The organism is Carnimonas bestiolae (genome assembly GCF_051251145.1).
Classification (GTDB): Bacteria; Pseudomonadota; Gammaproteobacteria; order Pseudomonadales; family Halomonadaceae; genus Carnimonas; species Carnimonas bestiolae.
This window is the reverse complement of the sequence record NZ_JBPCZK010000006.1, coordinates 31,471-57,566: the sequence shown is the minus strand read 5'-3', so window position 1 is coordinate 57,566 and position 26,096 is coordinate 31,471. Positions and strand designations below refer to the sequence as shown.

The 26,096-nt window shown below is 58.4% G+C and carries 28 protein-coding genes; 15 read left to right on the top strand and 13 right to left on the bottom strand.

Features of this window, described 5'->3' with window-relative positions; translation table 11 throughout:
- Nucleotides 1–23: 23 nt before the first annotated feature.
- On the top strand, nt 24–1,094 hold the full coding sequence (lptF, locus tag R84865_RS08735; protein WP_435638099.1) for an LPS export ABC transporter permease LptF: 1,071 nt from the start codon (nt 24–26) through the stop codon (nt 1,092–1,094).
- Nucleotides 1,094–2,158, top strand: a complete 1,065-nt coding sequence (gene lptG, locus R84865_RS08730) for an LPS export ABC transporter permease LptG (protein WP_435638098.1) — start codon at nt 1,094–1,096, stop codon at nt 2,156–2,158. The genes lptF and lptG overlap by 1 nt, the downstream gene beginning before the upstream one ends.
- A gap of 137 nt (nt 2,159–2,295) precedes the next feature.
- Here the strand turns inward: lptG and R84865_RS08725 are convergent, their stop codons facing one another.
- The 4 genes from R84865_RS08725 to R84865_RS08710 all read right to left on the bottom strand — a co-directional run bounded on the left by R84865_RS08725 (nt 2,296) and on the right by R84865_RS08710 (nt 6,063).
- Nucleotides 2,296–2,526 (bottom strand): DUF1653 domain-containing protein, encoded by a 231-nt coding sequence (locus R84865_RS08725; RefSeq protein ID WP_435631306.1) that lies wholly within the window; start codon nt 2,524–2,526, stop codon nt 2,296–2,298.
- Nucleotides 2,527–2,618: 92 nt separating this feature from the next.
- The gene (tcdA, locus tag R84865_RS08720; RefSeq protein WP_435639407.1) at nt 2,619–3,449 is read right to left on the bottom strand and encodes a tRNA cyclic N6-threonylcarbamoyladenosine(37) synthase TcdA; all 831 of its coding nucleotides are present in this window, start codon (nt 3,447–3,449) and stop codon (nt 2,619–2,621) included.
- A 217-nt stretch (nt 3,450–3,666) separates the two neighbouring features.
- Complete coding sequence (locus R84865_RS08715; RefSeq protein ID WP_435639406.1) at nt 3,667–4,296, bottom strand: ankyrin repeat domain-containing protein; 630 nt, start codon at nt 4,294–4,296, stop codon at nt 3,667–3,669.
- Nucleotides 4,297–4,506: 210 nt separating this feature from the next.
- Nucleotides 4,507–6,063 carry a catalase gene (locus R84865_RS08710; protein ID WP_435631309.1) on the bottom strand — a complete coding sequence of 519 codons (1,557 nt, stop codon included), beginning with the start codon at nt 6,061–6,063 and terminating at the stop codon, nt 4,507–4,509.
- Between the two features lie 423 nt (nt 6,064–6,486).
- Between R84865_RS08710 and R84865_RS08705 the strand changes: the two genes are divergently transcribed.
- Genes R84865_RS08705 through R84865_RS08690 form a run of 4 tightly spaced genes read left to right on the top strand, consistent with a single transcriptional unit; the run spans nt 6,487 to nt 9,238 of the window.
- Entirely contained in the window at nt 6,487–7,224 is a 738-nt protein-coding gene (locus tag R84865_RS08705; protein ID WP_435639405.1) for an SIR2 family NAD-dependent protein deacylase, read from the top strand.
- A 33-nt stretch (nt 7,225–7,257) separates the two neighbouring features.
- Entirely contained in the window at nt 7,258–8,205 is a 948-nt protein-coding gene (locus R84865_RS08700) for a bile acid:sodium symporter family protein (RefSeq protein ID WP_435639404.1), read from the top strand.
- Nucleotides 8,202–8,951, top strand: a complete 750-nt coding sequence (locus tag R84865_RS08695) for a tRNA-uridine aminocarboxypropyltransferase (protein WP_435639403.1) — start codon at nt 8,202–8,204, stop codon at nt 8,949–8,951. Before R84865_RS08700 ends, R84865_RS08695 begins: the two co-directional genes overlap by 4 nt.
- A 2-nt stretch (nt 8,952–8,953) precedes the next feature.
- Entirely contained in the window at nt 8,954–9,238 is a 285-nt protein-coding gene (locus R84865_RS08690; RefSeq protein ID WP_435639402.1) for a putative quinol monooxygenase, read from the top strand.
- Nucleotides 9,239–9,371: 133 nt separating this feature from the next.
- On the opposite strand, the gene R84865_RS08685 is transcribed toward R84865_RS08690, so the two are convergent.
- The 5 genes from R84865_RS08685 to R84865_RS08665 all read right to left on the bottom strand — a co-directional run bounded on the left by R84865_RS08685 (nt 9,372) and on the right by R84865_RS08665 (nt 13,069).
- Nucleotides 9,372–9,632 carry a type B 50S ribosomal protein L31 gene (locus R84865_RS08685; RefSeq protein ID WP_435631314.1) on the bottom strand — a complete coding sequence of 87 codons (261 nt, stop codon included), beginning with the start codon at nt 9,630–9,632 and terminating at the stop codon, nt 9,372–9,374.
- A 115-nt stretch (nt 9,633–9,747) separates the two neighbouring features.
- Nucleotides 9,748–11,121 (bottom strand): Trk system potassium transporter TrkA, encoded by a 1,374-nt coding sequence (gene trkA, locus R84865_RS08680; RefSeq protein ID WP_435631315.1) that lies wholly within the window; start codon nt 11,119–11,121, stop codon nt 9,748–9,750.
- A 278-nt stretch (nt 11,122–11,399) separates the two neighbouring features.
- Complete coding sequence (locus tag R84865_RS08675; protein ID WP_435638092.1) at nt 11,400–11,606, bottom strand: dodecin; 207 nt, start codon at nt 11,604–11,606, stop codon at nt 11,400–11,402.
- A gap of 97 nt (nt 11,607–11,703) precedes the next feature.
- Nucleotides 11,704–12,402, bottom strand: coding sequence for a nicotinamidase (locus R84865_RS08670; protein WP_435631317.1), 699 nt, complete (start codon nt 12,400–12,402; stop codon nt 11,704–11,706).
- A gap of 361 nt (nt 12,403–12,763) precedes the next feature.
- Nucleotides 12,764–13,069: a hypothetical protein gene (locus R84865_RS08665; RefSeq protein ID WP_435631318.1), complete on the bottom strand. Its 306-nt coding sequence runs from the start codon at nt 13,067–13,069 to the stop codon at nt 12,764–12,766.
- 46 nt (nt 13,070–13,115) lie between these two features.
- On the opposite strand from R84865_RS08665, the gene R84865_RS08660 reads away from it, so the two are divergent.
- Nucleotides 13,116–13,427: a hypothetical protein gene (locus R84865_RS08660; protein WP_435639401.1), complete on the top strand. Its 312-nt coding sequence runs from the start codon at nt 13,116–13,118 to the stop codon at nt 13,425–13,427.
- Nucleotides 13,428–13,549: 122 nt separating this feature from the next.
- Here the strand turns inward: R84865_RS08660 and pncB are convergent, their stop codons facing one another.
- A complete protein-coding gene (pncB, locus tag R84865_RS08655) occupies nt 13,550–14,773 on the bottom strand; it encodes a nicotinate phosphoribosyltransferase (RefSeq protein WP_435639400.1) in 1,224 nt (407 codons plus the stop codon).
- Nucleotides 14,774–15,138: 365 nt separating this feature from the next.
- Between pncB and R84865_RS08650 the strand changes: the two genes are divergently transcribed.
- The 5 genes from R84865_RS08650 to R84865_RS08630 all read left to right on the top strand — a co-directional run bounded on the left by R84865_RS08650 (nt 15,139) and on the right by R84865_RS08630 (nt 20,001).
- Nucleotides 15,139–16,059, top strand: a complete 921-nt coding sequence (locus R84865_RS08650) for a metal ABC transporter substrate-binding protein (protein WP_435639399.1) — start codon at nt 15,139–15,141, stop codon at nt 16,057–16,059.
- On the top strand, nt 16,046–16,867 hold the full coding sequence (locus R84865_RS08645; RefSeq protein ID WP_435639398.1) for a metal ABC transporter ATP-binding protein: 822 nt from the start codon (nt 16,046–16,048) through the stop codon (nt 16,865–16,867). Before R84865_RS08650 ends, R84865_RS08645 begins: the two co-directional genes overlap by 14 nt.
- Entirely contained in the window at nt 16,864–17,709 is an 846-nt protein-coding gene (locus R84865_RS08640) for a metal ABC transporter permease (RefSeq protein ID WP_435639397.1), read from the top strand. Before R84865_RS08645 ends, R84865_RS08640 begins: the two co-directional genes overlap by 4 nt.
- Nucleotides 17,702–18,619, top strand: coding sequence for a metal ABC transporter permease (locus R84865_RS08635; RefSeq protein ID WP_435639396.1), 918 nt, complete (start codon nt 17,702–17,704; stop codon nt 18,617–18,619). Before R84865_RS08640 ends, R84865_RS08635 begins: the two co-directional genes overlap by 8 nt.
- A 173-nt stretch (nt 18,620–18,792) precedes the next feature.
- Nucleotides 18,793–20,001, top strand: a complete 1,209-nt coding sequence (locus R84865_RS08630) for an aspartate aminotransferase family protein (protein ID WP_435638088.1) — start codon at nt 18,793–18,795, stop codon at nt 19,999–20,001.
- A 92-nt stretch (nt 20,002–20,093) separates the two neighbouring features.
- Here the strand turns inward: R84865_RS08630 and rsmB are convergent, their stop codons facing one another.
- The 3 genes from rsmB to def form a co-directional block, all read right to left on the bottom strand.
- Nucleotides 20,094–21,437 carry a 16S rRNA (cytosine(967)-C(5))-methyltransferase RsmB gene (gene rsmB, locus R84865_RS08625; RefSeq protein ID WP_435639395.1) on the bottom strand — a complete coding sequence of 448 codons (1,344 nt, stop codon included), beginning with the start codon at nt 21,435–21,437 and terminating at the stop codon, nt 20,094–20,096.
- On the bottom strand, nt 21,437–22,411 hold the full coding sequence (gene fmt / locus R84865_RS08620) for a methionyl-tRNA formyltransferase (RefSeq protein WP_435639394.1): 975 nt from the start codon (nt 22,409–22,411) through the stop codon (nt 21,437–21,439). The genes rsmB and fmt overlap by 1 nt, the downstream gene beginning before the upstream one ends.
- A 133-nt stretch (nt 22,412–22,544) precedes the next feature.
- Complete coding sequence (def, locus tag R84865_RS08615; protein ID WP_435631328.1) at nt 22,545–23,051, bottom strand: peptide deformylase; 507 nt, start codon at nt 23,049–23,051, stop codon at nt 22,545–22,547.
- A gap of 347 nt (nt 23,052–23,398) precedes the next feature.
- Here def and dprA point away from each other — a divergent pair, with 347 nt between their 5' ends.
- From dprA to hemF, 3 genes are read left to right on the top strand one after another with little or no spacing between them, the layout of a single operon-like run.
- The gene (gene dprA, locus R84865_RS08610) at nt 23,399–24,481 is read left to right on the top strand and encodes a DNA-processing protein DprA (protein ID WP_435639393.1); all 1,083 of its coding nucleotides are present in this window, start codon (nt 23,399–23,401) and stop codon (nt 24,479–24,481) included.
- Nucleotides 24,482–24,526: 45 nt separating this feature from the next.
- Complete coding sequence (gene tsaC, locus R84865_RS08605; protein ID WP_435631330.1) at nt 24,527–25,099, top strand: L-threonylcarbamoyladenylate synthase type 1 TsaC; 573 nt, start codon at nt 24,527–24,529, stop codon at nt 25,097–25,099.
- 49 nt (nt 25,100–25,148) lie between these two features.
- Nucleotides 25,149–26,090 carry an oxygen-dependent coproporphyrinogen oxidase gene (gene hemF, locus R84865_RS08600; protein WP_435631331.1) on the top strand — a complete coding sequence of 314 codons (942 nt, stop codon included), beginning with the start codon at nt 25,149–25,151 and terminating at the stop codon, nt 26,088–26,090.
- The last annotated feature ends 6 nt before the right edge of the window (nt 26,091–26,096 follow it).

Below are 26,096 nucleotides of genomic sequence, written 5' to 3'. Positions count from 1 at the left end.
CGGGCGCTTTTTGGAGAGTCACGTTGGTTATTTTCCGCTATTTGATTCGTGAAATCATGATCACCATGATTGCGGTGGCAGCGGTGCTGTTGCTGGTGATCACCGGCAGTCGCTTTATTCGCTACATTGCTGACGCCGCCGCAGGCGAACTGCCGGTGAGCCTGGTGGGCAACCTGATGCTGTTCCACTTTCCCGGCTTCATTCAGCTGATTTTGCCGTTGGCGTTCTTTCTTGGTTTCCTGCTGGCCTACGGTCAGCTCTACCTTAATAGCGAAATGACCGTGTTGCAGGCGTGCGGGTTCAGCCCCTCGCGATTGCTGGGTATTTCTCTCTGGCCCGGGGTGATCACCGCGATAGCGGTAGCGCTGTGTTCGCTGTGGCTAAATCCTGCGGCCACCAAGGCCACCGCTCAGGCCCTCGATCAGCAAAAATCTCAGCTCGACTTCAGCATTCTGACGCCGGGACGTTTCCAGCCGATTGGTTCGGGGCGCACCGCCTATATTGGCGAGATCAATCGTGACCACACTGAAATGCATCATGTGTTTATCAGTGAAGAGCAGGCCGGCAAACCTACGGTGTTGACTCGCGCCGATCTGGGGGTGCAATACACCAATCCGAAAACCGGTGACCGCTACCTGATGCTGCGCGATGGCTTCCGCCAGTCGATTGTGGCGGGCGATAAAGTGGCGGATGAAATGAAGTTTGCCAGCTACGCCTTCCTGCTGCGCACTGCCAACTCGCGCGCTAACTTCGATGCGGTCACCATGCAGTCTTCGCCGCAGCTGTGGCGTGAAGGTGGTGAACAGGCGCTCGGTGAGCTGCAGTTCCGCCTCAGTCTGCCGCTGATGATTCCTGTACTGGCGCTGTTGGCGATGTCGCTGTCGAAGGTGAATCCGCGCCACGGTCGCTTCGCCAAGCTGCTGCCCGCCATTGTGCTGCACGTTATCTACCTGAGTGCGCTGATTGCCGTGTCTAATATGGTCAAAGAGGGGCGAATGCCTGATTGGATAGGCGTGTGGCCGGTGCACGTGCTGTTCTTGCTAATCGGTTTGTGGCTGTTGCAGCAGACCTTTGGACAGCGGGGGGCGCGCTAATGTTTTCGTTGTTTGATCGCTACGTCGCGCGCACGGTACTGGCGGCCATGCTCATCGTCGAATTCACGCTGCTGGCGCTGGATTTTTCGATTGGCTTATTGGGGTCGGTCGACGATATTTCCGGCGATTACGGCTTTATACAGCTGATTGCCTTCCAACTGATGCGCTTGCCGTGGCGTATCTATGAGTACGCGCCGCTGGCAGTACTACTGGGCGGTTTGCTGGGGCTAGGGTCGATGGCGGGCGCTAACGAGCTAACCGCAATGCGCGCGGCGGGTAGCTCGATTACGCGTCTGATTATCGCGGTGCTGAAACCATTGGTAGTGGTGATTGTGCTGATGATGGCCATCGGACAATGGGTGGTGCCGCATACCGAGCAAGCGGCGGAAACCTATCGCGCCGAGCGTTTGCAAAACGATGCTCAGGCGTTGGGCAAGGGCAGTTGGCAAATTGAGGGCGACACTTTCTACAAGTTTGGTGCCATCACCTCGAACAATACGCTGATTGGCGTAGCGCGTTATCGCTACCAGAACAATCGCGTGGTCGAAGCCAGCTATGCCCAGCGCGCGCTGTGGAATGAACATGAGCAGCACTGGCGCCTCGAAAACATCAATACCACGCGCTTTGAAGATGGCGGTACAACTTCCCAGCACAGCGATTCAGCGGCGTGGGATACGCGCTTCGACCCGCGCTTTTTGGCGTTGGCCATCATGGATCTTGATACTCAGCCGCTGACCAGTCTGTGGGAGTTCGCTCACTATCAGGACAGCCAGGGTATCAGCAGCAACGATGCATGGCTGTTCTTCTGGCAGAAGCTGTTCCAGCCGTTGACCTTTGTAGGGCTGATGCTGGTCGCGGCGTCCTTTGTGTTTGGGCCGCTGCGTACTAAAACAGCGGGCACACGCATCTTCATCGGTATTGTGGTGGGGCTGTGTGTGAAGTACCTGCAGGACTTGCTCGCGCCGGCGTCGGTGCTGCTGGGGTTTTCACCGCTGTGGTCGGTGCTGCTGCCGATTATCGCGTGCTATCTGGTCGCGTTTTATCTGTTACGCAAAAACGGTTAGCGACGCTCAATCATCATCGTTTAATGGGCGGCGGGGAAGTTCATTCGGGCATGCCTCTCGCGACAACAAAAGGCCGCGCCTATCAAGGGCGCGGCCTTTTCGATTCCACTCAGCAGCCGTTTTTTAGCGCATGGCGGCTATTGCGCGGCGAACGCCTTTACCAGCGCGAAGCGTGGCTCTGTCTGGCCATCGCGCTCGATCTGCTCGAGAAACATCGCTAGCGGTCGACACCACAGCCCGTAATCACCGTAAAGCGCGCGATAGACCACCAGCTGCTCCTCGCTTTCGCTATGGCGTGCGCAGTCGAGCACTTCATAGAGCGCGCCTTTGTAGTGTCGATAGATGCCACGAACGGGCGCTTGTGTCATAGCGATGGCTCCTGCGAGCGGTAAGAAAAACGGCGGCCAGCGGCTGCAATCATTCGCTGTTCAGGCACACCACGATGATAGCGGATCAGTGGCTACGCGGATGCCGTAGCTGAGAAGCATGATACCGCGTGCGCCGCTGCGGCAAACCCGAAGCTGCCGGTCACGAAGGTGGCTGCGCCAAAACCGGAGGCGCAGTCGAGCCGCGTTGATTCGCCGGGGGCGGGCTTGGCGCGGCACACCTCGCCATCGCTGGAAGGATAGCGGCGCTGTTCATCGGAACAGATGCAGGTAATCCCAAAGCGTCGTTTAGGATCGCGCGGGAAGCCGTGCTGCTTGCGCAGATTGCGGCGTAGCTTGGCCAGCAGCGGATCGTATTCGGTACGCGCCAGATCACGCTGCGCAATGCGCGTTGGATCGATCAGGCCGCCGGCTGCACCGGTGACCGTTAGCCCCATATCGCGTGCCTTGCAGTGCGCCACCAGCGCGGTTTTGGCCGCCAGTGAATCGATCGCATCGATCACGTGATCGATCTCTTCACCAAGCAACTGATCGAGATTGTGCGGGGTAATGAACGCGCTGACGGCGTGCACCTTAAGCGTGGGATTAATCAACCTTGCGCGCTCTGCCAGTACGTCTACCTTGGGGCGACCGATCTGGCCGTCGAGGGCATGCAGTTGGCGGTTGATGTTGGATACGCACACGTCGTCCAGATCAATCAAGGTCAGCTCGCCCACCCCAGAGCGCGCCAATGCTTCAACGCTCCAGCTGCCCACACCGCCCACGCCAATCACGGCAATATGCGCCTGTTGCAGTGCCTTCAGCGTACTCCGGCCGAGTAAGCGCTGAATCCCACCGAAGCGCAGCTCGCCGTCATCCTGCGGGGAAGTGTTGAAATCGGAGGAATACGCAGAGGGACTGTTCATGCAAAAGCTCGTGGTCGCAACAGTGATAAAAGCAAAATAGGGTGAGATGGCTAACGGGGCCACTGATGCGCTCAGCGGCACCCCTTCATAAGGCTGCGTAGCATACAGGCTGAGCAGCGCTGACGTCATCCATCGGCGCTGTTTTGCACGAGAGCAGTCCCACTGGTGCGCCGGACAGCGATAATCCGCACCGCGTGCCATGCACGCAGTAGCGTCGTTATTGCTCGGGGTGCTGTAGGGCGTTAAGTGCATCTACCATGCGCTGGTTGCCTTGACGCGCGGCCACCATCTTCGGCGTTTCGCCACGTGCATCGCGGGCAGAGAGATCGGCACCACGTTTGGCGAGCTCAGTCAGCAACTGAGTGCGACCAAACAAAGTGGCGAAGGCGACGGCGGTCTCTCCAGCGTTGTTGCGCTGCTCAAGTGAGCAGGAGGTATCCAGCAAGCGCTCGGCAATGGCATTTTCGCCCTTGTAGAGCGCCCCCATTAGAGCGGTATTACCGTTGCTGTCACCCAAACAAGCGTTGGCACCCTGGTGTAGCAGCCAATCCAGCGCCTTGGGCTGATCATCGTAGGCCGCCAGTATCACGGCGGTATAGCCGGCGCCGGTTTGACGGTCGAGGGGATAACCCGCGTCGTGTAGTGCGCTAAGAATATCGATTCTGCCCATCCGGGTGGCATCGAACCAGGCACCGTCGTATTTTTGCAGATCGACCTGCTTGCCATGATCGGGGGGCGCGAAGGGGGTTATCCATAGCCTCACCCGTGGTGATAGAAAGTAGGTCGCTATCAGCGCAATAACGACGATGATCAGCGCAGAGAGCGTGAGCTTCTTTTTTCTGGTCATGGTGGAGTATCGCAATGAGAGAATGAAAAAGGTCAGCACGTGATCTTCCCGACTGCCGGTAGACGCTGTCTGCACCGGGCTCATACCGCTCGAAAGCCGAAGTGCGCGTCGGGCGCGGCTCGGGGAAAGCAACAAGGCCGCCGGTAAGCGAATACCGAACGGCCTTGCGTTATTCACGCGCTGCTTGGCGCCATTCAGGCCAGCGGTCTGTTAGGGGTGATCACTGTCTGAGTAGTTGTCGTCCAGCTTGCTGGCGATCGACTTAACGCGTCCCAGGTCGCTATGAGTGGCCGAGCTCAAGCGGCTGCCGTACTGGCTATCAGCCTTGTAGAAGTACGCCAGCATCTGGTACTTGTCGGCGTCGTTCTTGACCTTGCTCAGATCGCCGGAGAGCGCGGTAATCAGATCGTTTTTATCCATCTCCGACAGTGAGCGGTAGTATTCACCGGCCTGCAGGAACGGATATTTCTTATCGATGGCGCGCTGCTGCGTGGTGCCGCTTAGCGGCGTTTCTACCTGACGGACGCTCGGGTTGGCGTGATTATCGCCAATGGTCGATGGATCGAAGTTGGCTTCACCCTGACGATCACCGCTGTTCATTGCGCCATCCTGCTGGCCATTGGAAACCGGCACGATCGGGCGGTTAATCGGCAGGCTCTGGTAGTTGGCTCCCACGCGATACATTTGCGCATCGGCGTAAGCGAACAGACGGCCCTGCAGCATGCGATCTTCTGACGGTTCGATGCCCGGTACCATGCGCGACGGTGCGAAGGCCGATTCTTCGGTGGTTTCGAAGTAGTTATGCGGCACCTTGTTAAGGGTCATGGTGCCAATCTTGCGCTCGGGCACATCGGTCCACACCTTGGTGTCATCCAGCGCGTTGAACTTGAAGCGTCCCAATTGCTTGGGTGTCAGCACCTGAATATAAAGGTCCCATTTGGGGAAGTTGCCCTTATTGATATTGGCGTACAGATCGTCGGTGTTGAGGTTCCAATCCTTGCCAATGGATGCAGGAATGTCCTGCGGGCGAATACCGTGGATACCCTGCTGGGATTTCCAGTGGAATTTGACGTAATGCACTTCACCTTTGGCGTTCACCATTTTGAAGGCATGCACGCCCCAGCCATCCATATGGCGATAGGAATCGGGCATTCCCTCAGTGGTGTAAAGGTGCGTCAGCATGTTGGTGGCTTCAGGCGTATGCGCGAAGAAGTCGAACTGCAGGTTGGGATCCTGAACGCCGGTCACCGCGCTGGGCTTGTTGGCATGCACGAAGTCGGGGAACTTGATCGCATCGCGAATAAAGAAAATCGGCCAGTTAATGCCTACCAGATCCCAGTTACCCTGCTTGGTATAGAACTTGGTCGCGAAGCCGCGTGGGTCACGCGCCTGCTCAGGCGAGCCGCGATAGCCCATTACCGTTGAGAAGCGCACGAATACCGGCGTTTTGGCACCAGGCGTAAACACCTGTGCTTTGGTCAGTGATGAGATATCAGCGCTCGGTGTGAAGTAACCGAAGGCACCAGTGCCGCGTGCGTGCACGACACGTTCAGGAATACGTTCGCGGTCGAAGCGCTGGAGCTTTTCGATCAAATGCGAGTCTTCCAACAAGGTGGGGCCATTAGGGCCGGCGGTTTGAGAATTATCGTTATCACCCACCGGTGCGCCCGCATCGGTAGTAATGGTGGCCGCTTGCGCTGTGCCGCTGAGTACCAGACTCACTGCGGCAGCCAGCATCGATCGGCGTAAAATAGCCGCGTTTGGCATGATCGCTATCCCTGTTGAGAGAGTGGAATTTAATTTTAGCGATCAGATACTATCTAAACCCTCAATACGATAGTATTTTCTTATAACTATGCTGGCGATAGCCAAAACAATATTTCTTTAAGCTTAAAAGCCTGCATACCACGCCTTCCCCCCCCCGAACAATCACGATCACTGCCCATCATCCTTTTGCATAAGGGCATCCCGTCCATCTTGTGGCTAGTCTCTTAAGGGCTGCCGCGCTGTCTGTTGAAGGGGCTGCAGTGCGGCGTTCATTGTTCGCATTCCGTGGTTCGATCTGGCAAGTGATCGCGCTCAATACAGAAGTCCAGGGCTTGTTCTGCTGGCGTGCAGCGCCAGCCATATTCATGCCCGAGCCGACGCTGCACCGTTCAGATGGCACCGGGGCCGTGGTGGGGGAGCCATATGCGTCATTTGGTAGTGTTAAGCGGTGCGGGCATTAGCGCCGAAAGCGGGCTTGAGCTCTATCGCGCCAGCGATGGGCTATGGGCCCAACACCGTGTAGAAGACGTCGCTACGCCGCAGGGATGGCAGCGCGATCCTGAGCAGGTGCTGGCCTTCTACCGTGAGCGCCGCCGTGCTATTCAGCAGGCTGAGCCAAACGCGGCGCATCGTGCGCTGGCCGCTCTCGAACGCGACGGATTCAGGGTGTCCATCCTCACCCAAAACATCGACGATTTGCATGAGCGTGCCGGCTCTAGCGAGGTGCTCCATTTACACGGTAGCGCCCTGGAAGCCTGTGCTTCCGACAATCCCGAACAGCGCTTCCCGCTGAATGCGAACGGCGATATCCAGCTTGGCGATTTATGCCCCAGGGGCAGCCAATTGCGCCCACATGTTGTATGGTTTGGCGAGCCGGTGAAGTACCTTGAGCAAGCCGTCGATCTAGTGGCCAGCGCGCATCTGCTGCTGGTGGTCGGCACCTCGCTCGAAGTCATGCCGGTGGCCGGGTTAATTGAGCATACCGCCCTCGATGTTCCCCGCGTGCTGGTCGATCCCAACGCGCATACTGTTGCCCCCCGTGGGGTAAGACCGATTGCTGCAGCTGCTACCCGTGGCGTGCCCTATCTGGTTGAGCACTGGCGTCATGTCGGGCAGCTGTCGGTTCCCATACAACCGCTGCCGTGTAACTCCGACGCCTGATTATTCTTCTTTGCTTCGGGTCTGAATCTCTACATGGTTGACGCTTTTAATCGTCTCTTTCCGCTGTGGGCAGTGCTTGTCGCTGCAACCGCAGTGCTGATGCCTGCGCCTTTATTGGCGCTGTCAGGGTGGGTCTCTCCGCTGCTGATGCTAATCATGTTCCTGATGGGCGTTACCCTCTCGCGCGCCGACTTCGTGGCGGTATTTCGCCAGCCGCGTGCGCTGGCGCTGGGGCTGGTGTTGCACTATACGCTGATGCCGCTGGCGGCCTGGGCGATTGCGCTGCTACTGGGGCTATCGCCGGAATTAACCACCGGCATGTTACTGGTGGGTGCGGTATCAAGCGGCACGGCTTCTAATGTGATGTGCTGGATTTCGGGCGGTAACGTGGCACTGGCGGTCAGCCTGGCGATTGTCTCGACGCTGCTGTCGGCAGTGCTAACGCCGCTGATTGTGTGGGGGCTGGTAGGGCAGAGCGTCAGCGTACCGGTGTCTGCGATGCTAACGAGCATTGCCAAGCTGGTGCTGCTACCGGTGATACTCGGTGTGGTGGTGCACCAGTGTGTGGGAGCGCGCATCAAGCGCTGGGAGTCGTGTCTGGCAAGCGTGGCGGTGGTATCGATTCTGATCATCATCGGCGTGGTGGTAGCCGCCAACGAATCGCATCTTGCCCAGTTGGGGCCGCTGGTGGCGCTGGCCGTTATTCTGCACAACGGCGTAGGGCTCGCGGGGGGCTATTGGGGCGGTCGCCTGTGCGGGCTCGATGTCAGCAAAAGCCGCACGCTGGCGTTCGAGGTTGGGATGCAGAATTCGGCGCTGGCAGTCACGCTGGCGCAAAATTTCTTCTCACCGATGTCGGCCTTGCCGGGAGCGCTGTTTTCAGTGTGGCATAATATCTCTGGCTCTTTGCTGGCCGCGTGGTGGAAACGCCATCCCATCCAGCAAGCCGCCGCTGATTCCGCTGACAAGAATGCCTCATGACCTCTGCTTCATCTTCCGCTGAACACGCTTTTGCACCGCAGGCTGAGCCTGCCCCTGCGCGAAAGCCTTTTACCGCGCGCGGTAGCTTCGTGGTGCGCTGCGACGCGTGCCAACTGCCGCAGCTCAACTGCCTATGCCCTTATCGTGTAGAAACCGACTCGCGAGTCAGGTTCTGGCTGATTATGCATCGGCTGGAACACTACAAGCCGACCAATACCGGCCGTTTGATCAAGGATTGTCTGCCGCATACCGAGATTTTCAGCTGGGCACGCACCGAGCCAGATCCGCGCCTGCTCGAACACTTGGCTGATCCACGTTTTGCGCCGTTCCTGATTTTCCCGGATGACCAGCAGGACTATGCCGAGCGAGTTGTTAGCTATCAGGATCCCGGGGAAGACAAGATACCGGTCTTTATTATCCTCGACGGCACCTGGCGTCAGGCGCGCAAGATGTTCCGCCACAGCCCTTACCTTGATAGGCTACCGATAGTATCGCTGCGCACTGATCGCGTAACCCGCTATCGGCTGCGCACGCCGGCTTCGGCGCAGCACCTGTGCACTGCGGAGGTGGCCGCTGAGCTACTGCGCGTCGGCGGTGATCAGCACGCGGCCGAGGTGCTGGACGATTATTTCGATATTTTTAATGAAAGCTATGCGGCCAGTCGCCGTCATGAGCAGCTCGAGTCGCATACGGCTGCCATGCGCCGCCAGCTGGCGCGCCTTAGTTTCCCTAGTGAAGGAGCATAAGCATGTCGATTACCCTGATTGCTACTGTTGAAGCGCAGCAGGCATACGCGGATGAGGTGCTAAGCGCACTGAAAGCAGTGATTGCGCCTTCCCATCAGGACGAAGGCTGCGAGCACTATCAGCTCAATCGCGATCCCGAAAGCGCGACCACCTTCTACATGATCGAGCAGTGGGCGTCGCCCGAAGCCCTCGATGCACACTCGAGCACGGCGCATTTCAAGGCCTTGGTAAGCGCGCTGGAGGGCAAGGCCGAGCTGTCGATCAAACAGCTTGAGGTGGTGAGCTAAGCGCCGTACGGCTACCGTTTTGTAACGGCACGCGTATCAAGCGCGATGCCGTAAAAAGATCAGCCGCAAAAAAGCCGCTATCGGTAGATTCCGATAGCGGCTTTGCTGGTTTTTGGCGAGTGGGAAAACCGCGTTAGTCTTTACGGCTGCCCAGCGAGCCGAAGCGGCGCTTGAATTGGGCGGCGCGGCCTTCGCTGCTAACCGCACGTTGCTGGCCGGTATAGAAAGGGTGCGACGCCGAGGAGACATCGAGTTTTACCAGCGGATAGGTGTTGCCATCCTGCCACTCGATGGTTTCCTTGGCTTCGATGGTGGAGCCCACCACGAAGTAAGTGTCGGCGTTGGTATCGTGGAACACCACTTTGCGATAGTCGGGATGAATATTGGCGCGCATGCTGGCCTCCTTGTATGTTGGCAGGATCACAACGGCCCTCGGTGATACCGAAAGGGGAGTCGTCGATCGCTGATTTATTGTTATTATATAACATAACCAAAAAGTATGCCAGCGCCTAGCGCAACCGACCATCGGTTTGCAGCCGGCGCTCTACTTCTCGCAGCTGGCGTTTGTCGGTGACCAATAGAATCACGTGATCGCCGTCTTCAATACGTAGCGAGCCCTTGCCGAACAGTACGTCATCGCCGCGAATCACGGTGCCGATGGTGGCACCCTCGGGCAGATTCAGTTCGCGGATTGAGCGGCCAACCACCGATGAGTGGCGCGAGTTGCCGTGAATCACCAACTCGATGGCTTCCGCTGCGCCGCGTCTTAACGCCTGCACATTGACCACTTCGCCGTGACGCAAGTACGCCAGCAGACTGCTGATAGTGGCCTGTTCCGGTGATATCGCGATATCGATCTCGGCACCCTGCACCAGATCGACATAGGCGGTGTTGTTGATCAGCGCCAGCACCTTGCGCGCGCCAAGCCGCTTGGCCAGCATCGACGACATCACGTTGACTTCATCATCGTTGGTCAGCGCGCAGTAGATATCGCACTCGTCGATATTTTCGTCGGTAAGCAAGCGCTTGGAAGTGGCCGAGCCGTTCAGAATTACGGTGTCATCGAACAGCTCCGCCAGCGCTTGGCAGCGCTCGTTATCCTGCTCAATCAGCTTGACGCGATGATTGGGTTCGAGGGCTTGCGCCAGTTTCTCACCTATTCTACCGCCGCCAGCAATAACCACCTGACGCACCGTGCGGCTGCCGCGCCTCATGCGGGTCATGACATTGCGAATATCACGGCGTGCCGCGAAGAAGAAGATTTCATCCTCGGGATGAATAATGGTGTTGCCATCGGGGATAAACGGCCGGTTGCCGCGATAGATCGCGCAAATCCAGCTATCGGGGCGTTCAGGCGTTTCGTGGAGCGACTTGAGCTTGCGATTGACCAGTGGACTGTCAGCGTACACTTTCATGGCCACCAACTGCACGCGCCCCTCGGCGAAGTCGAGTACCTGAAGCGCGCCGGGATACTCAATCAGGCGCCTGATTTGGGTGGTGACCACCTGCTCGGGGCTAATAAGAACATCAACCGGAATGGCGCTGGGGTTGAACAGCTCGCGGCGCGTTAGATAGGCGCTCGAGCGCACTCTGGCAATCTTGGTGGGGGTGTTGAACAGCGAATGGGCTACCTGGCAGGCCACCATATTCAGCTCGTCATTGCTGGTCACGGCGACCAGCATGTCGGCGCTATCGCAGCCGGCTTCGGCCAGCACCGATGGGTGCGAGGCGTGGCCGTTCATGATGCTGATCTCACAGCGATTATGCAGATCGCGCAGGCGCGGCAGATCGGTGTCGATCACGGTGATGTCGTTCTCTTCGCTGGCCAAATGCTCTGCCAAAGTGCCGCCTACCTGCCCTGCACCGAGAATCAAAATCTTCATGTTATGTGCTCACCATCATTCGCGTAGCCAAGGACGTTAGAGTGCCGGCTGTGATGCCGTTGTCGGCCGCATTATTAGAGCTGCTAGCGAGGCAGGCCTGCCTCGTTACAGTGTCGCCTGACGTCAGAAAGCAGTAGTGGGGCACCTTCGCTGGACCGATCGAGTGAGGCTGGAGGCATCCAACCTGGCGTGCGGCAGTGCGCCCATAAAGGAAGCGGGACACCACACGCTATCAAGGGTGGCATCCCGCTCGTTGAGTTGGGCAAATTATAACGCTATCAGGCTAGCTTGAAACCAACCTTTAGAGAGACCTGCCAGTGCGCGACCTTGCCGTTTTCGATGTGTCCGCGCGTGCTGGTGACTTCAAACCACTGTAGGTCCTGAATGGTTTCACTGGCCTTGGCGATTGCCTTGTTAATGGCATCTTCGATGGAGGTAGTGGACGAACCGGTTAGCTCTACGGATTTATAGATGTTGTCGCTCATATGCCTGCTCCTTTAGGGGTGAACTGCCTGATGACATTGGATATTGTGCGCTGACGGTAAAGATAGTGCTTAATCCTCTGCATCGATAGCGATATTTCTAACCTGTTTGGTCGCTGGCAAGCAATTTCAATGGCGGCAGCGTCCAATGGCCGTTTTCTACCGTCACCGGCTGCTCATGGATAATAACGCCCAGCTCGGTCAGGCGCTGACGCACCGCCGGATCACTTTCGAAGGTAATCGGACGCGTGATATCCCACAGGAAGTGCGTTCTGAACCCCAGCTCTACGGCATCTTCCGCGCTCCATAAAAGCGACACGTCACGCGTTAATCCGCACAGATAAACGTCGGTGATGTTGTGCGATCGTAGCCAGTTGGCAAGCCCCGTGGAGTGGCACCGCTCATCTTTTGAAGGAAGGTCGCGAAAGGCACTGTATGCGTCAATCTGAGGATCGGTGCCTAGCCGCACCTTTAAATCGATCGTCGGCCAATTAACGTCCCGATGCATCTCGGCCCCAGGGCTGCCCTGAATGCAGTGATCGGGCCATACCACTTGCTGAAGGCCGTTCACCTCGATGAAGTCGAAGGGTTCAGCACCGGGATGGCGGCTGGCAAACGAGATATGGTGATGGGGGTGCCAGTCCTGGGTGATTACCACCTTGGTAAACTGCCGCTTGGCTAGCAACAGGTTCAGGGGCGCAATGATGTCGTCCGCTTCTACGCATTCGAGCGGCCCCCCCGGCATAAAGTCGTACTGTACGTCTACGATAACGAGAGCGCTTTGCGGTATGGTTTGCATGCTGTTGCTCCGTTGAGTAGACCTGTTCTGATTGAGCACATTCACACTGAGAAAAAGGGTTGATCAAGGTGTGCAGCGCAAGATCAGCCTTCTTTACTGATCCTCGACGCCTGCCGCCACAATGGGATCATGTCAATATAGGTGAAGCGTCTAAGGAGTCAAAAAACGCGACGATTGAGAATTTCTGAATTCAAGCTTAATGAACTATAAATTAAACATTCAGCCATGTCTGTATGTGACAGCAACTAATTTCTTTTTTGCATGCTTCCGCGCATTTGCTTAATGACCGATAGCGCGCTGTGATTATGAAATAGTGGCTAGCGGTAACGCTCATACGTACGACTTTGTGCTAGTTAATGCGTCAAATTGGTCGTTTTTGCCGATTTTTTGCGGTTTCTAATAAAAAAGTTGACAAATATCCTCTTCTTCCCTTGGAAAATGTTTCTTTTCGTCTTACGCTTCCGTAAGCGTTACCTTCTTTAGGGAATTCGGGTTCTGCAGGCTTTAGCTTTACGTGCACGTCAATCTGATGTGCCGTGCCATGGCGTTCACGTTGATCGCGTTTCCTGATTGCCCGATTAAGTAACGGATCTGTGAAAGTGGGCTCATTTTTAAAGAGTGCCACTTGTAAGGAAGCCTGCCGCGCTGCGTGTTCATGACGCAGCATGCGATGGCCCTTCATTTTGTGAACAATAACTCGTCGGTATACCGCCATGCGCTACAGAAAAGCACCTCTCACCAGCGACATTCATTATCTGCTTGGCTCAACCTTGCGCGACTCCGAGAACGATCGGGTTGGCCGCGTTATCGGGCTGAACCAGTACCACGCCCAACCGATTCTTGAGGTGTTGTGGGCAGAGAGCGGTCGCGTTGAACGCGTCGAAATCAGCGTGGAGCAGTTGGAAGGGCTGATGGAGCTAGCGCGTGCACGTGGTCAGGCCGCTGCTCAACCCCGCTCCGGCGCTAAATCGAGTGCTGGCAAGGCGACCGTCGAGGAGAGCGGCGAGCTACTGCGTCGCGCCTAAGGCTGCGTTGCCCGGCAGGCTTACGCTGCTAACGCGCTAATATTTCAGCGTCGTGCCCTTCCAAAAGGCCCGTCTGGACGATTGTCCAGACGGGCCTTTTGTCGCCTTGGCGCCGCGAGTGTCTAGCCAGTGATATCGAGAATCTGACGTGCCAGCTTGATCATGTCGGGATCGCCGGTATTTTTGCCGGCAATGTCGGACAGCTTGACGGTGGGCAGCCAACCGCTGTGATCGTCGGTTTTGGTTGAGGTCATCTTCATCACGATGTTCATTGGCGTAAGGCCCACATCGTTGGTGAAGTTGGTACCGATGCCAAACGACATGCCGATTCTGCCGCTGCAAAACCGCACGATGCGCTCGACTTTCTCAGGATCGAGCGCGTCGGAAAAGATAATCACCTTGCTGTGCGGATCGATGCCGAGCGAGGTGTAGTGAGCAATGGCGCGTTCGGCGAAATCGATAGGATCGCCGCTGTCGTGGCGCAGCCCATCAAACAGCTTGGCAAGCATCTTGTCGAAGCTTCTGAAGAAGGCGTCGGTGGTGAAGGTATCGGTCAGGGCGATGCCAAGATCGCCACGATACACGTCCACCCAGTTGTTCAGCGCTACCTTGTTGGCCACCTTGAAGCCATAGCGTGCAGCATGGAACATAAACCACTCATGGGCGTGGGTGCCGAGTGGTTTTACGCCATGCCGATAGGCCAAATAGACGTTGCTGGTACCAACAAAGGTGGACTCGCCGTAACGGTGCAGTACATCGACGATTTTATCGTGCAGGGCAAAGCTGTAGCGGCGGCGCGTGCCAAACTCTGCCACCTTTAGCCCCAGGTTGCGGTAGTGCTCGATCTTCTGACGTGTTCTGGCGAGCACTTCTTCATCGCTATCGCGCGGTTCGTCGAGGCTTTCGAAGTAGAGTTCACTGACCAGCGCCAGCAGTGGAATTTCCCACAAGATGGTGCGGTACCACAGTCCTTCTACCTCTACCGACAGCGAAGTGCCTTCCTGCGAGATAGTCACTTCGCTAGGGTCGTAGCGAAATCCCTGCAAAAAATCTCGATAGGTGGGATCGAGATACGGGCAGGTTTCCTCAAGGAAGTCGCATTCAGCGGACGTTAGCGCTAGCTCGGCCATGGCATCCACGGCGCTGCGTAAACGCTCAGCAAAGCCGGCGGGATATTCTCGATTGTCGCGATCAATGAGTGCGTAGCGGGCGAGGGCGCGGGGAAATAGCTTGATTACCGCGTTCTGCATGGTGAACTTGTAAAAGTCGTTGTCGAGCATCGATACCAGCATGGTGAAACTAGAGCCTCGCGGAAACGCAGTCATCGAACGGATGTTTAAGCGCATGGTAAGCCAGTACCAGGCGGTTCGCAGCCAGCGATACGGTGAGTGAGTCGCTGATCGTGCGTCAAGCATCCGGCTGTAGTATTTCTGAATATCGACAGAATAGCGTACTAGGTCGCGCGTCTGCACTTATTGCGCGTTTTTCGTTGCTTCCCTGCTGCGTAGTGTTGCCTTAACGGGCAGTTTGCGGCGAACACTCAGCGCTCTCCGATGAGTTGAATTGAATCTTAATTTAACCAATGTTTACTAAATTCACTTGTTTAACACTTGTGAATCATTGTTACTATGAGTGCGTCCATATCGACTTGGGCCGCCCCCAACGGGCGGCTCTTTTTTTTGCGTGTTCTGATCATCTGGAGTGATTCTTTATGAGAACGGTGCTTCGCTTGCTGTTGATGCCGGTGCTTGCCGTGCTGCTGATGTTGTCGCAGGGGGCGATGGCTGATTCTTCGTCGTCTTCGCATCGCAAGGTGGTCGCCACAACCTTTACGGTCATCCAGGATATGGCCCAAAACGTAGCGGGTGACAAACTCGAGGTGGTGTCCATTACGCCGCCGGGCGCTGAAATTCACGATTACGAACCCACCCCGCAAGATATTATCAAGGCGCGCAGCGCCGATTTGGTGCTGTGGAACGGGCTAGGTCTGGAGCGCTGGTTCGAGCGCTTCTACGGCAACCTGAAATCGACGCCAGTGGCGGTGCTTTCGGAAGGCGTTAAGCCCATGTCACTGCGCGAGGGCCCCTACGAAGGTCAGCCTAATCCGCACGGCTGGATATCGCCGGCGAACGCTGCCATTTACGTCAACAATATTCGCGATGCCTTTATCAAGCTCGATCCCGCCAACGCTGACACCTATCGCGCTAATGCCGAGCACTACAATCAGCAAATCGCAGCGCTCAACAAGCCCATTGCCGACCAACTTGCGCGTATTCCCAAAGCGCGTCGTCAGCTCGCTAGCTGTGAAGGCGCATTCTCTTACCTGGCGCGCGACTATGGCTTCAAGGAGCTCTATCTGTGGGCGGTTAATTCAGAAGAAGAGGGCACGCCAAGTCAGGTGCGTAATGTGGTTGACGAAGTGAAGCACAACAAGGTGCCGGTGGTATTTTGTGAAAGCACCGTTAGTGATCGTGCGATGAAGCAGGTGGCGAGCGAATCCGGCGCAGCCTTCGGGGGCGTGCTCTATGTCGACTCGCTGTCGAAGAAGGATGGCCCGGTGCCCGACTATCTGAGCATGCTGCGGCACAATGCCAATACCATCGTTAAGGGGTTCGGCGTTGACAGCAAGTAATAAAAGCCTCGCCGTCGACCTTCAGCAGGTGAGCGTTGGCTATGGCAACGGCGTTACTGCGCTCGACGATGTTAGTGCGCAGCTGCCAAGCGGTGCGATCTGCGCGGTGCTGGGCGCCAACGGCGGAGGGAAGTCGACCCTGTGCAAGGCGCTGATGGGTATTCAGCGTCCGCAGCAAGGGAGCATTCGGCTGTTCGGTGGTTCGGTTAATCGTATGCTCAAACGCAACACCATCGCTTATGTGCCGCAAAGTGACGATATCGACTGGGATTTTCCGGTATCGGTACAGGACGTGGTGATGATGGGGCGTCAGGGCCAGATGAATTGGCTGCGCCTTCCTTCCCGCGAAGACAAGCGGCATGTAGCGCACAGTCTTGAGCGAGTAGGCATGCTGGCATTTGCCAAGCGTCAGATTGGCGAGCTGTCCGGTGGGCAGAAAAAGCGCGTCTTTATCGCCCGCGCGCTGGCCCAGCAGGCGCGCCTGATGCTGCTGGACGAGCCGTTTACCGGCGTCGATATGACCACTGAAAGCGATATGCTGGATATTCTGCGCGCCGAGCGGGATGCCGGTACCACCATTCTGGTCGTCACCCATAACCTGTCGTCGGTGCCTGATTACAGTGATCAGGTGCTGATGTTGAATCGTCGCGTGATCGCCTTCGGGCCTACCGCCCAAACGTTCACCGCGGCTCATCTTGCCGACACCTTCGGTGGGGTGGTCAATGAACTGCTCAAAGTCACTGGCGCAGCCCAGCACGAGGATCGTGGCGCATTGGCGCGGCCAACGCAGGCGGAATATCCGCTATGAGCGTGTTGCTTGATCCTTTTGGCTACAGCTTCATGGTGCGCGGCTTCTGGGTCGCGACGGTGATAGGGGTAACCTGCGGGCTATTGTCCTGCTTCGTGATCATGAAGGGCTGGTCGCTGCTGGGCGACGCGCTGTCACACGCGGTGGTACCGGGCGTGGTGGTGTCGCATTTGATGGCATGGCCGCTGGCGGTGGGTGCCTTCATTTCCGGCATGCTGGCGGCATTAGGCATTGGTGCGCTGCGCAAGCTTAGCGGGCTGAAGGGTGATACCTCCATCGGGGTGATGTTTACCGCCTTCTTCGCCGTGGGCATGCTGCTGATTTCAGCCTTTCCATCCATGCTATCCCTGACCACCATTCTGTTCGGCAACCTGTTGGGTATTGCGCCCAATGATGCCGTGCAACTGCTGGTGATCTCGCTGGTCAGCATTGTTGTGATTGTGCTGCGCTGGAAGGATTTGCTGCTGTTTACCTTCGACGAGCATCAGGCGATCAGCCAAGGGCTGTCGGTGCGCTGGCTGCAGTTGCTGATGCTGGCCTTGATAGCGCTGGTCGCCGTGGCCGCGCTGCAGGCGGTAGGTGCCATTTTGGTGATGGCGATGATGATCACCCCCGGAGCGACGGCGTTTTTATTGACCCGGCGCTTTCCCGTAATGCTGCTATGCTCGGCGCTGCTGGGCGGCGGCCTGGCCTTTGCTGGCGTCTATCTGAGCTACTTCCTCGATGTGTCCGCTGGCGGTGCGGTGGTGCTGCTGCAATTCCTGGTGTTCTTCCCGGTGCTGATGTGCTCACCGCGTGGTGCGGGCTGGCTACGGCGCGTTCGAGGGGGGCAGCATGGCTGATCTCTGGCAGGCGGTTTGGCAACTGGCGTTCGATCCCTTCACCTTCGATTTCATGTGGGAAGCGCTATGGGTGGGCTGTTTTGGGGCGCTGTGCTGCGGCGTGATCTCGTGCTTTGTGGTCAGCAAAGGCTGGTCGCTGGTGGGCGATGCCGTATCTCATGCGGTGCTGCCGGGTATTATTCTGGCGTGGCTGGCGGCGGTACCAATGCTGATCGGCGCGATGATCAGCGGCATTCTGTGCGTGATGCTGGCGGGCTGGGTCGATGGCCGGTCGCGGATCAAGTCCGACACCGCCTTGGGTATCTGCTTCACCGGCTTCTTGGCGCTGGGGCTGATTTTGATGAGCACGGTGTCGAGCAATGTGCACTTTTCGCACGTGCTGCTGGGGCATCTGCTGGGTATCACTCCCGAGGCACGTCTGCAGCTGTTGAGTGCGGGCGGCATTGCGCTGCTGATTGTCGTGTTCAGGTTCAGTGATCTCAAGTTGTTCTGCTTCGACGCTGTGCAGGCGCGCGTCATTGGGCTGAACACGCTGGTTCTGCGCGTGCTGCTGCTGATGTGCCTGGCGCTCACCACGGTGTCCACGCTGCAAGCGGTGGGGCTGGTGCAGGCGATTGCCATGCTGGTAACGCCGGGTGCTATCGGCACGTTGATGTCGCGCCGTTTCATAACCGGCATGGTGATCGGCGTGGTGGCCGCCATGCTCTCGGTGTGGGGTGGTTTGATCATTGCCTTCCACGCCAACGTTGCGCCCGGTTCCTGTATCGTGCTGATGCAGTTTGCGCTGTTTGTACTCACGCTGATCGGATCGCCGTATCGCGGCTATCTGGCGCGCCGCTGGCGTAATCGCGCGCGTGCTTCAGCAATTAATGAAGTAGCGGCCTCTGCGCCTTTAAACCAACGCCAGTAGATTTGGAGTATCGGGAGCTTGCTGTCGATGCTCCTCGATACGTCGATTTGCCCGTTGCCCCTCGCCAAACGATGCCAAGCATCGCATACTGACAGGTCCGACCATCGCTTGGCTGCTGCGCGCGATGGTCGGATCTTTTTTGTCTCTTTTACCCGTTCCAGAGGAAGATCGACATGAACTGGACGCCAAGCCGCGCCGATTTCGATACGTATATGGTTCCCTGCTATGCACCGCAACAGATGATTCCGGTGCGAGGAGAGGGCAGCCGAGTATGGGATCAGCAGGGCCGAGAGTTCGTCGATTTCGCCGGTGGTATCGCGGTAAACGCGCTGGGACACGGGCATCCTGCGCTGCAAAAAGCGCTCAAGGAGCAGGCCGACAAGGTATGGCATCTGTCCAACGTGTATACCAGCGAGCCGGCACTGCGTCTGGCGCGCTGGATGGTCGAACACACCTTCGCTGACAAGGCGTTCTTCTGCTCGACCGGCGGTGAAGCCAACGAAGCCGCGTTCAAGCTGGCGCGCCGCTATGCGTACGACACCTTCGGTGAGCACAAGGACACGATTATCTCGTTCCGTAACTCCTTCCACGGACGTACCTTGTTTACCGTGAGCGTGGGTGGACAGCCGAAGTACTCGCAGGGCTTTGGTCCGGCGCTGGGCGGCATCAAGCACGCTGAATTCAATCAGTTGGATAGCGTTCGCGAACTGATCGATGAGCGCACCTGTGCCGTTGTGGTTGAGCCTTTGCAGGGCGAAGGCGGCGTGCGGCCCGCTACTCAGGAGTTTCTTGAGGGGCTGCGGCAGCTGTGTGACGAGCACGAAGCGCTGCTGATCTTTGACGAAGTGCAGTGCGGCGCAGGCCGCTCAGGAACGCTCTACCACTATATGCAGTACGACGTGGTGCCCGATATCCTGACTTCAGCCAAGGCGATTGGCGGTGGCTTCCCGCTCGCCGCGATGCTGACCACCGACGATATCGCGCGCGTGTTCACGCCGGGTACTCATGGCTCTACCTACGGCGGCAATCCGCTCGCTACCGCCGTTGGGCTGGCGGCCATGGAGACTATCGCCAAGCCCGAAACGCTGGAGGGTATCGGCGAGCGCCACGCGCTCATCGTCGAGCATCTTGAGCGGCTGAATCAGCGCTTCGGACTGTTCAGCGACATTCGCGGTGCAGGGCTGTTGATCGGCGCTGAGCTCAACGACGCTTGGCAGGGGCGCGGCGGTGATATTCTTGCTGCCGCCGTCGAGCAAGGTCTGATGCTGCTGGTTGCTGGCCCCAATGTGCTGCGCTTCGCGCCATCGCTGGTGATTACGCCTGAAGAGATCGCGGACGGGATGGCGCGCCTTGAACGCGCGCTGGAGCAACTGACCAGCTAACTGCCCTTGGCGATAAAAAACGGCGCAGCCTGTGTAGGCTGCGCCGTTTTTGTTGGGGCGTTGTGGATAGCAGTAGGGGCGCTCTGCTGAGCTTACGCCGACTGCTTCTCGAACAGTGCGTAGAAGAAGCCGTCGCCACCCTCCTGCTGCGGCAAGCGCTGACGACCGTGAGCGGTCGCGATTCCCCATTCGACCTCCAGCGCAACTTGCCGTGCATCGCCGGTACGCTCGGCGAAGGCGGCCGCCTGCGCTTCATTTTCCTGTGGCATCACCGAGCAGGTGGCGTACAGCATGCGGCCGCTGTCGCGCAGCATCGGCCACAGATTATCGAGAATGCGCTGCTGCAATTGCGCTAGTTGTTCGATATCTCGGGCGGTTCGCAGGCGCTTGATATCGGGATGGCGGCGAATTACCCCAGTGCCCGAGCACGGCGCATCGAGCAATATCGCATCGAAAGGCGTGCCGTCCCACCATTCTTGCTGCGCGGCGTCTGCGGCAATTACACGGTGCTGAGTGGAATTTCCTGGAGCCCCGCGTTTGATCGCATCGCGTACTCGCTCCAGACGCTGCGGATCACTGTCGAGGGCCGTGATGTCGAGCGCGACGCCGGCTGCTTCGGCCAGCTCTATCAGATGCAAGGTTTTACCGCCCGGCGCACTGCACGCGTCCAGTACGCGCAGCGGCTGACTGGGCGCGCCGTCCAGCAGTGGCTTGAGCAACAACGGCGCCGCCAGCTGGGCCGCTTCATCCTGCACGCTGACCTGCCCGTCAGCGAACCCCGGTAGCGCGGTGGCGTCGTGTGCGTTGGCGAGCGTCAGGCCGTGGGAAGAGTCGGTGCAGCAGTGCGACTCGATGCCCGCTGCCGTGAGCTGCTGCTGGTAGTGCTCGCGACTGATGCGCGCGAGATTGACCCGCAACGTCATGGGAGCGGGCGTGTTGTTTGCGGCAATCAGCTCATCGAACTGCTCGGGCCAGGCACGATGCAGCGCCTGATGCAGCCACTGTGGGTGCAATAGCTGGCTTTCAGGGGCTTTATCGACTTGTGCCTCCAGCGCTTGCTGCTCGCGCTGGCAGCGCCGCAGGCAGGCGTTCAGCACGCGTGTCGCCCACGCTTTGCCTAATTGGCGCGCCGCGCCAGCGGTTTCGCTGACCGCCGCATGACTGGGAACGCGCATGTAAAGCAGCTGATACAGACCGACCAGCAGCAATGCATGAATATCGGTATCGCGCGATTTGAAACCGCGTGACAGCAGCAGTGCGGCTAATGCCTCGAGTCGCGGCAGGGTGCGGCACACGCCATAGCACAGCGCTTTCACCAGACTCTTGTCGCGCTCTGCCACGCCCAGGGTGTCGAGTGCTGCCAGTGAGCCTTTGCCCGCGAGCACCGGCACTAGCAACTGCGCAGCGACGGCGCGCGGATTATTGACGGCAGCCATTAGTGCGCCTCCTGCGCGTTAAGCGTGCTGCCCTGCGGCAGCACCTCGGCACGTTTGGGGCTGGCAAGCAGTTCCTTGACGCTGAGCGGTTTGGTGCCAGGCAGCTGGGCGCGGGTAATTCTAAGGGCCCCTTCGGCGCATGCCACCACGATGCCATTGCTGTCGGCGCTGAGCACGGTGCCCGGCGCTGCCGTATCACTGCTCGGTTCAGCGCTGGCTTCCCACACCCGCAGCGTGCTGTTACCGGCGTATGCCCAGCACACTGGCCACGGATTAAAGGCGCGCACTCGCAACGCCAGGTTGCTGGCGGTACCGCTGAAGTCGAGCAGGGCCTCCGCTTTGGAGAGTTTGGCCGCATAGCTGACGCCCTGCTGTGGCTGTGCCGTGCCGGCGATTTTTTGCTGCTGAGCGGCAATCTCATCGAGCGCCGTAACGATGGCCTCGGCACCCGCCGCGGCTAGTGCGTCGTGGAGGCTGCCACCGGTGGTGGTGGCGTCGATCGGGACGCTCTTTTTCAGCAGCATGTCGCCGGTATCAAGACCTTCGTCCATCTGCATGATGGTCACGCCGCTCTCGCTATCGCCATGCTCAATGGCGCGTTGAATTGGCGCCGCGCCGCGCCAGCGCGGCAGCAACGAAGCATGCACGTTGAGTGCGCCGAAACGCGGCAGCTCAAGCACTTCAGTGGGCAGAATCAACCCATAGGCAGCGACGACAAGTACATCGAGAGTGGCCGCCGCCAACGGCGCTCGGCTTTCTTCATCGCGCAGTGTGAGCGGCTGGTACAGAGGTAACTGGTGGCGTTCCGCCAACTGCTTTACTGGACTCGCCTGCGGTTTGCGGCCGCGCCCCGCCGGACGATCAGGCTGGGTGAAGACACACACCACCTGGTGCTGGCTAGCCAGTAGGGCAGCCAGTATGTCAGCAGCGAAATCAGGGGTGCCGGCGAATCCGACGCGTAAGGTAGAGGGCATGAAGTGTTGATCCGAACAGCGAAGCAGCGACGCCAATAGCTGGCGACAGAGTGGGCGACTAAGTGGGTAATTCGTTCATCACAGCGGCTGCGCCTGATGCAGTCATTAGCATCAAGCGCAGCCGCCGGTGGTATCAGGCGCCGGCCTTGTGACGTTTGAGCATCTTCTTCTTGACGCGATCGCGCTTCAGCGGCGACAGGTAATCGATGAATAGCACGCCTTTGGTGTGATCGGTTTCGTGCTGGATGCAGTGCGCCAGCAGGCCGTCGGCTTCGTATTCGAACGGTTTGCCGTGACGATCAAGCGCGCTCACCTTGATGCGCAGCGCCCGCGGCACCTCGGCATAGTATTCGGGAATCGACAGGCAGCCTTCCTGCATTGGTTTGCGTTCATCGTCGAGTGCTTCCCACACCGGATTAATGAACACGCGCGGATCGTTTTGCTGCTCGCTCACGTCGAGCACGAACAGCTGCAGATGTTGATCGACCTGTGCTCCCGCCAGCCCAATACCGGGCGCGGCGTACATCGTCTCGAACATGTTGTCGATTAATGTTTGCAGCTGATCACCGAAGTCGGTAACCGGTTTAGCGACGGTGCGCAAGCGCTCGTCTGGATATTCGAGAATGGTAAGTAGAGCCATAAAAAAGGTCCGCTGGTGAGGTGATCTAAACGCATGAATGAAAGCGTACGGGGCAAGCCACGACGGCGAAAAGCGCACGCCGTATGGGGCCTGCGGAAGCACATGGGGCTATCAAAGCATGCCATGTGCGGTTCTTCCCAGCGGTGATGTGGCCGATGTATTCAGCCTGACTTTAAACAGGGCTCCGGGGGCGCATTTGTGTGGGCAAACACAAATGCAGGCCGCTAAACGCGCTAAAGGATCGCTGGGGGGCGCCGATAACGGGCGACACCGGGCAAACGCCGTGGGCCCTATTGTAGTGCGACACGCTGCGCAATTAAACCGCACGGTGGTATACAGGAGCCGTGATGACCAGCCCAACCAACGCGCGCGAGTGGATTGCGCTATCGCTAGTACCAAAGCTGGGTCCGATTCGAGTGAAATGGCTACGCCAGCAGCAGTTGCCATGGCCGGAAGGCTGGATGCAGCAAATGAGCAGCGCTCAGCGCAGCTATTTGCGCTTTCTGTTGAGTGATCACGCAACGGCGCAGCTAGACACCGCGCTCGGCTGGGAAGACGCTCCATTGCAGCGAGCGATTCTCTACCCCGGCCACCCGCTATGGCCGCCGCTGCTCAATGAACTGGACGATCCTCCCATGGTGCTTTGGGCATCGGGCAATGCTGACTGCCTGACATTGCCTGCGGTGGCGGTGGTGGGTAGCCGTTATGCGTCGCTCGATGGATTGCATCATGCGCTTTCGATGTCGCGCCAACTCGCCTGTGCCGGGCTGTGTGTGGCCAGTGGACTGGCGATGGGTATCGATGCTGCGGCGCATCGCGGTGCGCTGGAGGCGGCAGGGGCAACCATCGGTGTGTTAGGGTGCGGCATCGACGTCGTTTATCCAGCCAGCCACCGCGCGCTTTACCAACAGCTGCTAGAAGGCAACGGTCTGATTCTGTCGGAGTTCAGCCCGGGCACGCCTGCACGAGCGGGGCATTTTCCGCGCCGCAACCGTATAATCACCGGCCTGTGCCGTGGTGTGCTGGTCGTGGAAGCCAGACAGCGCAGCGGCTCGCTGGTCAGTGCACGGCTGGCGCTTGAGCAAAACCGTGAAGTCTTCGCGCTGCCTGCGGCGCTGGAAAACACCAATGCAGGGGGCTGCCTGTGGCTGATTCAGCAGGGCGCCAAGCTGGTCACCTGCGCGGCGGATATTCTCGAAGAATACGGGATTGAACAGCAGGCGACGTCAAGGCCGACTGGCGACAGTGTCGCCTCCGTTCAGGGCGCTGATTCGCTCGTCGCTGTGCTCGGTGCGCAGGCGCTATCGCTGGATAGCATTGCCGCGCGTAGTCAGCGAACGCCGGCGGAGTGTCAGCTCGAACTCCAGTGGCTTGAGCTCGACGACAAAGTACTGCGTGTACCCGGTGGTTGGATAAAGAAAATAGTGTGAGCCGGAATTGATTACCGGTACAATAACCCTACAAATGGTGTGGAAATGGTCAGTGCAACTACGGACGTCAGCAAGGCGGCTGCTACGCTCATTGGGGGCGACGTTATCGCCTACCCTACCGAGGGTGTGTGGGGGCTGGGCTGCGACCCTGACAATGAAGCGGCGCTTAGGCAAGTGCTATCGCTGAAGCAGCGCGATCCAGCCAAGGGCCTGATTCTGATCGCGGCGTCCATCGAGCAACTTGCTCCCTGGCTCACTGAAGTCAGCGCTGACGAGCGTAAGCAACTGCAGTCAGCATGGCCTGGCCCCCATACCTGGCTGGTGCCCGACAACGGCCGCTCGCACCCGCTGGTGCGTGGTAATCACCAGCAGGTGGCGCTGCGCGTTACTGATCATCCACTCAGCGCGGCACTATGCACAGCTTTCGGCGGGCCGATCGTATCGACCTCGGCCAATCGTGCCAATGAGCCGTCGGCGCTCACCGCACAGCAGGTCGAACAGATATTTGGCGACGAGCTTCCGCTGATATTGGACGGCGCTACCGGCGGCCGTCGTGAGCCTAGCACGATTCGCAATCTCGCCGACGGCCGCTGGCTTCGTGGCGGGCCGCAACAGTAATTCTTTCCACCCACTCGACGACGCCTGGGGGCGTCTGGCAGGCAATACTATGACCACTCACTCTGAACTCTCGTCCCACGATATGCTGCAGCAGGTAGAACGCTTTCTGAAGGGTCTTCAGGATCGCCTGTGTGATGGCATTGCTGCGCAGGATAGTATCGCCGACTTTGTAGAAGAGCAGTGGCAGCGCGCTGAGGGCGGCGGTGGTCGCACGCGAGTGATCAGCGATGGCGAGGTGTTCGAGAAGGGCGGTGTCAACTTCTCGCACGTGCACGGCGAGCGCTTGCCGGCGTCGGCGTCGGCTGCTCGGCCCGAGCTGGCCGGACGTAATTTCACTGCGATGGGCGTGTCCTGGGTGATTCACCCGCGCAATCCTTTTGTGCCCACATCGCACGGCAATGTGCGCTTCTTCATCGCCGAGAAAGAGGGCGAGCCACCGGTATGGTGGTTTGGCGGTGGTATTGATCTAACGCCTTATTACCCCTTCGAAGAAGACGTACTGCATTGGCATCAAACGGCCCACGATGCCTGTGCAGCATTTGGCGACGACATCTATCCGAGATTCAAGGAGTGGTGCGACCGCTACTTCATGCTTAAGCACCGCAACGAAACGCGTGGCGTTGGTGGGTTGTTCTTCGACGATTTCAACGAGTTGGGCTTCGAGCAAAGCTTCGCGCTGATGCGTTCGGTCGGCAATGCCTTTCTGCCTGCATACATTCCCATTGTTGAGCGGCGCAAAACGCTCGAGTTTGGTGAGCGCGAGCGCTTGTTCCAGGCTCACCGTCGCGGGCGTTACGTTGAATTCAATCTGGTGTGGGATAGAGGCACGCTGTTCGGGCTGCAAAGCGGCGGGCGCACCGAATCGATCCTGATGTCGATGCCCCCGCAGGCTAACTGGACCTATAACTACACGGTCGAACCCGGCTCACGCGAGGCAGAGCTTAGTGCGTATCTGGCCCCGCGCGACTGGCTTGGTCTGCATGCATCCTGAGCCGAC